Consider the following 8,054-nt stretch of genomic DNA (forward strand, 5'->3'; position numbering starts at 1 on the left):
GACTAACGTGCGCTCGCTTGTGGCATGGACGAAATCAACAGGCATCCGCATCCGCAGCGATGGCCGTGAAAGGCGACCGGGATACCGTTGTCATTGAAGGTGGCGTGCCCTTCGGCCACGAACGTCGGGCCATGCCCGGGCAGCGGACAAAAGACAGGATCGTTCAGCCGGGCGACGCCAATGCCGCCGAATTTCATGACCCCGGAACCCGAAAGCACCTGGCCGCCTCCGGTGTGTGTGTCGCCTATGCGGATGATGTTTTTCATGATTTGTCTCCCTTCATTGCAGAAATAAAAGTTGATCGAATCCACCCGACTTCATAGAGGTCGGGGACGTAACAGTGCTTCGCACAAAAAAGTGCATTGCAGGAAAAGCTCTTCAGAACGTGCGCTTGGTAGTCCTTCAGGAGTGTTTAGATCTCTCTGAAAACTGCCTATCGGTAGCGCTTGCTCGTGCGCCCGCGCCCAGGTTTTATTTGGATTTACGGCATCTATTGACGGCCATCTTTGTCAGCTTTTCTTCTGTTAACCGATCTAACAAAAACGGATCATGAGAGCGGATGACATCTAGATATACCGGCTTATCCGGCTGAGCCTTGTTAAACACCAGGAAGGCCTGCTTTTGTTTGAAGTAATAACACCCCGACCTCATCTTTATATATTTTTCGGGCCTGGCGCCAAATAGCGCATCTACCGAAGGATATTGATCGTAAACTTCAATCTTGCCAATTTTCCCTAGAAGAAATTCCGCACCAGTTTTATGATCGAGCATTGATCTTGTATTAAAACCATAAACCGAATCTTTCCATTTGTTTGAGTAATCCTGCGCGATCGACTGAAAGTTTTCGACAATTTTTTCATCGAGATCGCACATGCCCGCGAGCACCCCGGCTCCATTCATGGAGTTTCTGCCATCGGTATACGCACAATCGATGTACGCACCATGCGCGCCTGCCTTTAAAGTGTAGTAGTAAGTGTCTCTGCTTAAAACATAAAGCGCTGGTGATTTATTGATCAGCCCATCAGTCGTCCAAAGGCCATATCGGTCGCCAATTATTTCGGGATAAGTAAATTCACGACCGTCCACATACGCTGTCAGGGTTCCATCTTCGTCGTTGGATGATATTGAAAAGGCGGCGTTCACCCCAATGGCCATTGACAGGCACATAAGCCCCAGTAACACCTTCACGATTCTCATAGCGATTTCTCCGGACAGCATCCGTGACTGCCCTAATTTTTTTAGAAGTACCGTGCATCGGAAGCAATTATTTGCCAGCCGTAGCTGCTTATTTGCACGTGTCAATGCCTGAGTGTCGTGATTGTCAACGGCACTTTCTGACGGCCATCTTTTTTAATTTAACTTCTGTTAACCGATCTAACAAAAACGGATCATGAGAGCGGATGACATCTAGATATACAGGCGTATCCGGCCGAGGCTTGTTAAACACCAGGAAGGCCAGTTTTTGTTTGAAGTAATAACAGCCCAAAGACGTTTTTACGTATTTCTCGGGTTTTGCATTCAAGAGATCATCCATGGAGGCATATCGATCGTATACCTCAACCTCGCCAATTTTTCCCAGGAGAAAGTCTCCGCTGGTTTTATTGCTGATCATTGGCCATGTGTCGAATCCGTAGACCGAATACATCCAAGTATTGGCGAACCCCTGTGCAATGCTCTGAGAGTCTTCGACAATCTTTGCATTGAGACCGCACATCCCCGCAAGCACTCCAGCGCCATTTCTGGAGTTTCTGCCATCGGCATACGCACAATCGATAAAAGCACCAAGCGTATCTGCTTTTAAAGTGTAGTAATAGCTGTCTCTTCCGAAAGCGAACAGCGCGGGCGCATTATTGATGAGCGTTACACCCGTCGATAAGCCATATCGGTCGCCGATAATATTGGGGTACCGAAATTCTCGACCGTCGACATCCGCAATCAAGGTCTCCTCATCGGTGCTAGATGATAAAGAAAAGGCGGCACTTAGCCCGGTCGATACTAAACAACACATAACGACCAACAAAAACCTTTTGAACTTCATGGTTATCATCCCTGCAATTTTGACGATTGGGTTAGCATTTTCTCAAAACGTTCTGCGTAGGAAGCAATCAAAGTTGCGGCATCGTTACCATTAATAATTTGCCTAGCAGACAAATAGTCATGCCTCTTTCCCGCAAAAAAACTAGAAAGCTTCTTTCCCGTAAACAGCCCTTTCGTCATGCCAAGAATCATAATAGGGACGGAGTATTCGACTTTGGCCGCCGCATCTGGATCAGCAACATAGTCAAACCCCGTCAAATCCGAAAATTTCTGATAGTTGACCTTCCATGTCAAATGCACGCAACCGCGACCTCGGTATTTAAATCCATCGCCCTTTTCGACATTGCCGTAAAGTACTGCTTTATTTCGCTGCCTGGATTCGGGAGCAAGCACTGGGTCATATTGATCAAAGTAAGAAAGCTTTCCATACTCAGGCTTTTCGCTGAAAAACTCACCCGTCGGGTAGAAGTAAGTTTCATGCCTCACCGTTGCCAACATATAAGCAACCTCGTACAGGCTCGCAACGTCGGTGGATTCCTCGTAGTATTTGTTGATCGCCAGGACGGTCCTGCGCAGATTTTCTCTTGAACCCGCCGTAAGCGCAGGCGTGCCCGGAGCGAAGCGAGTGTGTTCCGCGGCATACAACGTCAAAAATGCTTCGACATCTATTAGCCCACCTGTCTTTTCAAAACACCCGATCAACCCGATCGGATGCAGATGATGCACTTTCCCATCCGCCGGCAACCCAAGCCGTCCGGCCACCTCTGCCCACCAAGTCAACTCTCTGATCCGTTGCTTCTCCGCCAGCCAGTTGCGGTTAGGCGTCGCGCCGCCATGCCCCAGCAAATCGTCCAACGCATCCCACTTGCCAGGCGTTTGATGCCATTCACTTTGATACCGAACAATCAGTTGGGAAATCGACTGGGCATGGGCTGGCAGTCTTAGCGCGGCTTGTATCTCGCTACCGCTCAGTTTGCCGTCGCGGTTTCGGTCAATGATGTCGAACAGGCGCTTTTTGATCGGGCCTTGGTCGGCCTTGTCAGCCGCCGCGCCATGGCGTGTGATCTCGTCCTCGTTGAACCGGCCTGATGCGCGCATAAAAGACGCCAGCATGCTCCGCGGTGAATCGTAGTCTGCCAGGGTCTCGTAACCCTCCCATGACCATGGGCTAAGCCACGGTGTCCCGCCCACTTCCTCACGCACCCAACCGTCGAGCAGGTTGTTGTCGGCGTCGTGCAGCAGCCCATCCAGGCGATACCAGTTGCACGCTTTGCTGTCGGCACTGGCAGGCACCGCGATTTTTCGCTCGGCCGGCAAACCGTCGAGCAAACTTTTGGGAAGCAACAATTGCGCGGCGCTGAGCGTGCCTGCCGCCTTCAACGTCGGCGGCTTTTTGCTGCTGAAAGTCCCCTGATGCGCGACCACGGGAGTGCCTTTCACCAGCTTCAGCCAGGTCTTGCTGCTGGCGGGCAGTTTGTCTGCCCAAACGCGGCTGAGGCCCAGGAACATTTTCACGTCGCCCGCGCTGAACACCTCCAGGTGCAGACGATTCTCCGGGTAATCGACGGCGCCTTCGTGATATCGGCCCATGTGCCCGATCAGTTCACCGGCCTTGATCACAACCGGATTATCCCGAACGACAACGCTGCCCCGCGCTTCCGGCTCGGCCGCGCCGCTTTGCAACGAACCGAAGTGCACGTATTGATTGACCTGCTCCAGCTTGCGAAACCGGCCTGTGCCACTGACCGTCACCTCGGTGCCTGGATACAGCGTGCCGATCTCGTTGCCTTTGCGAACCATTGGCTGAGCACGGACGTTCAGGGGCGTCTCGGAAACGACCCGATGCTGCTCGCCCGCCATGGGTCGCAGGAAGTCGGCGCAGACATAACCTCGCAACCCGCCGCTGGCGTCTTTCAGGTGATCGGGGCCGGGGGTGTTTTCAAGCTTGCGATAAGTGCCTTCGCCGCTGACCTGGACTTCCGCACCACGCGGCAGCCAGCCGATGATCGCGCCCTTGCTCGCCTTGTTGCGCACGTTCAGTCCGCGTTGCCCGGGGTAGTCCCCATGGATGTCGTTAACGTCGGTGCGAACCTCAAATGTTGACCCGGGTTTCCAGAATCCTGGCCTGACGATGGCCGGGGCTTTTTCGTACGCCGCCCAATCCCGCAGGTGCATGTAGAGGCTGTAAATAATCAGACTCGGCGGCGTGTCCGTGCTGCCCTTGATGGCAGGCGGCTGCAAGCGGTGTCGCACCAGCACGAAATTCCGCGAGAACGGCTTTGAAACGGGCTGTTTATTGACGAAATACGTCGTGTCAGGCGACTGCTCATCAATGCGATAGGCCACCACTTCACCGTCCGCGATGCAGTGCACGCTCGACTGATCCAGCGTGCCCGCCGTCCCCGCATCAAAATGCACGCCGCCATGCCAGAGCCCGCTGCTGCCGAGGGGATAGCTGCCGCTTGCGGCGTTTGCCAAGTGGGTCAGTTGCTGGAGCGCATCGCGTTTGTCGCGGAAGGGATGGCTCCAGTTTTGGACCGGTTGCAGTAGGTCGGCATCTGGCTGCGCGTCGGCAGACGAACGCGGCGGCAAGGTGTCGGGCGTTGGCAGTATCGGAGACTGGGTTTCTTCCAATCCGAAGGGCCGGGCAAACAGAGTACTCATAGCGTTATTCGCTCCTGCGACGCATGCCGGGTATGCCCATGGACAAGTTACCAACTGCCATAGGGAATACCGTGTTGATCAATCCAGGCCTGTGCTGCTGGATTTGGGGCCCTGTAATAGAGTCCTTTATTGTTCAGATAAGGGCCTCGATACTCGACTTCGGCCTGAAAGCGGCCGATTTCTTTGAAATCCAAACACGGTCCTCCCACCCACACTTTTACGATCCCGCCGGGCGCCATGCCGAGCGTGATCATTTTCCGGAAATCGTTTTTCCACTGCCGATTCCACTCGCACAAAACGTGCTGTGGCTTGATCATCTCGTCACGGACCCATTGCGGTATCGTTATTTTAATCTTGTAAGCCAATGGCTCCACGAGTGACTGCCAGCGCAGGAATATCTGGTCCGGTAGATCAACGTTACTGATGGGTTTCCCGCCCGAAACTCCCTGATGCCAGCCCGCAACGGTTCCTGTGTAGCTCGCGACACCTCCGTGTACCCGAAAGAACGCGAGTCCACGCTTGTCCAGCACATCAACGGTCTCGACCCACACTTCCATGTGTTTTGGCGCGGCGAAGCCTACATACCATGCCGGGTACGGCAGCTTTGGCGCAGGAGGTAATCGTGGCCCACTCGCGCAGGCATTGAGAGCGAGTGAAAAACCGACTATGCAGACCAAGCGCCTCATACCGGAGGCCCAGTCTTCGGTTAAGCACCATGTACGCAGCTGCAGTTGAGGCCGCTGTGGCATGAGGCGACGGTTTTTGTACGCACTCATTGCCGAATCACCAACTGCCATAAGGGATACCGTGCTGCTCTACGTAGGCTTTGTTCTCAGGTTCGAGCGAAACGTACTTGCCCTTGCTGGCGCCACGATAGGGACCAAGTGGCTCGACTTCAGCCTGAAAGCGGCCTACCTCTTTGAAGCCCAAGCAGGAGCCACCTACCCACATCTTGACAATCCCGCCGGGGGCCATGCCCAGCGTGATCATCTCTCGATAGTCGGTTTTCCACTGCTGATTCCATTGGCAAAGCACGCGCTCTGGCCGGACCATTTCGTCACGTACCCACTGAGGTATTTGAATTTTGATCTTGTAAGCCTGGGGCTCAACCAGTGACTGCCACCGCAGGAAAATGTGATTAGGCAGATCCACATTGTTTACAGGTTTCGATTTTCCTCCTCCGCGATGCCAGCCCGCAGCCTTACCGGTATAGCCAGCGACGCCACCATGTACGCGAAAGAATGCGAGGCCGCGTTGATCAAGCACGTCCACAGTTTCTACCCATACTTCCATATGCTGCGGAGCGGCCAATCCCACGTACCAGGCAGGATATGGCAGCTTAGGAGTTGAAGGCAGATTTGGTCCGCTAGCGCAGGCAGTGAGGCTGAGCAGCAGGCCTAGGAGACAAAGCGGGCGCTTCATTCTGGGTAACCTATTTGCGGGACATCAGGGTGCCTGTCACGGCGCATCATTCCCGCGGGTTTGCTCAGAAACGCCGGGCCAGTTGGGGTCCAGTGAGCAGAGATATGGATATAGCGCGCTCGGAGCAATGATTCCTGCGCTGGATCAAGTCTCACAAACCTGTCAGCCAACACCTGCTGCAGAATTCGCTCGGCGATAGGTCTGAGCTCGTCTGGCACTCTAAGCTCAGGACGCTCTTCCAGGTTCTTGAACGGCACCCCGTTACGCACACCAAGCTCGCGCATGACTCGCAAGGCAATCAGCGCCAGGTCACCATGGACCGGGCGCTCAAGGATCACTGTGATCCAGTAATCCTGTACCGTCGGCTCACTCTTGCCACGAGGCGCGGCAGCCGCCAGCCAGGCTTTCACTTCGATATAGCCTTCGCGTGCCACTCCGGAATCACGTAGCAGCTGCGCCTCCACTTCCGCGCGACCCCATCCCGGGTGAGATTCAACCTTTTTTCCAATCTGAACGCTGACCTTGCAAGGTTTCATCATCCACAATTTCTCTCGCGATCGCGGCAGATAGCCCCCACCGATATCCGAGTGCGCGCCTGGCATCCCGATCTGCAGATGACTGAAGTGCACTTCATTGAGAGAGAAGTTGGCGCGATACTCGTCGAGCGCATGCAGCTGAATGACTTTTCGCGCACATCCAGGCGGAAGGTGAAGGTTGACGCCAATATTGATGTCATTGCCTGGGCTGAAATCGCCACGGGAAGGCGTCGACATAGCTGCGACAGTATCGAACAGGCCAATCAGGTTGATGCAAACATCCGTGCTTGGGTCGAAGTTATTTAACAACCCTGCCTGGCCTCCTATGAGCACCTCGTTGAATAATCCCCTACCAGGTTTGAGCACTTCATTCGCGCAATGCCGGGCAGCGGCAGCGCCGCGGCTGAAGCCAAAGATATCGAATTCGATACTTTGAATAGCAACACCAGGATTAGCTTGTTGTAGAAGCCCTAGCTGCTTAGCTACTAGATTCGGCACCTGCCTCGCCCGCGCTACAACACCCGTCTCACCCTGACCGAGACCTTGACCAACCAGCGTGGCATCCTTCCCGCCGCTGCGAGTGCCAATACCTTCCACGTATATGGATATGTAGGCAATCTTTTGGTCTGCGTTAAGCGCAGTCGTGCTGTTATCCGGATACAAGTCATACAAATGCGCCACATTACTCGGCGCATTCCCGTAACTGTTATCCGGCGCGCTATTGAACGCACTGCCGTCAAACTCTCCAAACCCGTACTGCTTGCACGTCGCCGCAATACTCTCCAGCTCTTCAGGGCTGAAACTGTCCAGATCCGATTGTCGGCACTGTGCGGTCGCCGCCGCATTGCTCTGGTTGTTCCCCGTCCATCAAAAAACAGCCCGATGCGCAAGGTGATGCCTTCGGTGATTTCCTCTTCCTCTTCTTCCTCCTCAACTAGCTCAGGCTCTTTAACCGGCGCAGCATTTTTAATCATGCTCCGTTCGTAGTGAATGTTGCCGCCACTGAAGCTTGGCCAGAACTCATGCAATTCAGGCGGTATATCCAGCAGCGGCGGCAGAGCCGGCAGTTCAACCTCCTGCGCGGCTTTCGGTCTGAAGTCGAAGTGCGCGGCTTTGATGAGATAGTCGCCGGCGGTGGCGGATTCAATGCTGCATTGCTCGATGGCGACGTAGCTGCCGCCAGCATTGAGGACGATGCGCTTCTTCGCCGTGATGTGGATTTCATCTTCGGTGCTGGTGATGTTTATGCCCTGGCGAGCGAGCAGTTCGAGCGTATCGTTCTGCGCCTGGATGCTCACCGGGCCCTCGTTGGAGATCAGCTTGAGCCCGACCTTGCGCACGAACAGGCTCAGGCCCTGGCCGATACCCATGAACATTTTTTTGACCACGCTGATA

Annotated in this window: 8 protein-coding genes; all 8 read right to left on the reverse strand. The window is 54.4% G+C overall.

Features of this window, described 5'->3' with window-relative positions; translation table 11 throughout:
* Window positions 1-2: 2 nt before the first annotated feature.
* Window positions 3-266, reverse strand: coding sequence for a PAAR domain-containing protein (locus tag QWI20_RS23995; protein WP_369307536.1), 264 nt, complete (start codon window positions 264-266; stop codon window positions 3-5).
* Window positions 267-471: 205 nt separating this feature from the next.
* Entirely contained in the window at window positions 472-1,197 is a 726-nt protein-coding gene (locus QWI20_RS24000) for a hypothetical protein (protein ID WP_369307537.1), read from the reverse strand.
* Between the two features lie 124 nt (window positions 1,198-1,321).
* Window positions 1,322-2,038, reverse strand: a complete 717-nt coding sequence (locus QWI20_RS24005) for a hypothetical protein (RefSeq protein WP_369307538.1) — start codon at window positions 2,036-2,038, stop codon at window positions 1,322-1,324.
* A gap of 5 nt (window positions 2,039-2,043) precedes the next feature.
* A complete protein-coding gene (locus QWI20_RS24010) occupies window positions 2,044-4,701 on the reverse strand; it encodes a hypothetical protein (protein ID WP_369307539.1) in 2,658 nt (885 codons plus the stop codon).
* A gap of 47 nt (window positions 4,702-4,748) precedes the next feature.
* On the reverse strand, window positions 4,749-5,498 hold the full coding sequence (locus QWI20_RS24015; RefSeq protein WP_369307540.1) for a DUF2931 family protein: 750 nt from the start codon (window positions 5,496-5,498) through the stop codon (window positions 4,749-4,751).
* A complete protein-coding gene (locus QWI20_RS24020) occupies window positions 5,485-6,018 on the reverse strand; it encodes a DUF2931 family protein (RefSeq protein ID WP_369307544.1) in 534 nt (177 codons plus the stop codon). The genes QWI20_RS24015 and QWI20_RS24020 overlap by 14 nt, the downstream gene beginning before the upstream one ends.
* Before the next feature lie 101 nt (window positions 6,019-6,119).
* The gene (locus QWI20_RS24025; RefSeq protein WP_369307541.1) at window positions 6,120-7,157 is read right to left on the reverse strand and encodes a DUF2235 domain-containing protein; all 1,038 of its coding nucleotides are present in this window, start codon (window positions 7,155-7,157) and stop codon (window positions 6,120-6,122) included.
* Window positions 7,158-7,171: 14 nt separating this feature from the next.
* On the reverse strand, window positions 7,172-8,054 hold an 883-nt coding region (locus QWI20_RS24030), incomplete at its 5' end, for a DUF2345 domain-containing protein (RefSeq protein WP_369307542.1).

The organism is Pseudomonas sp. W2-17 (assembly GCF_041060445.1).
Taxonomy (GTDB): Bacteria; Pseudomonadota; Gammaproteobacteria; order Pseudomonadales; family Pseudomonadaceae; genus Aquipseudomonas.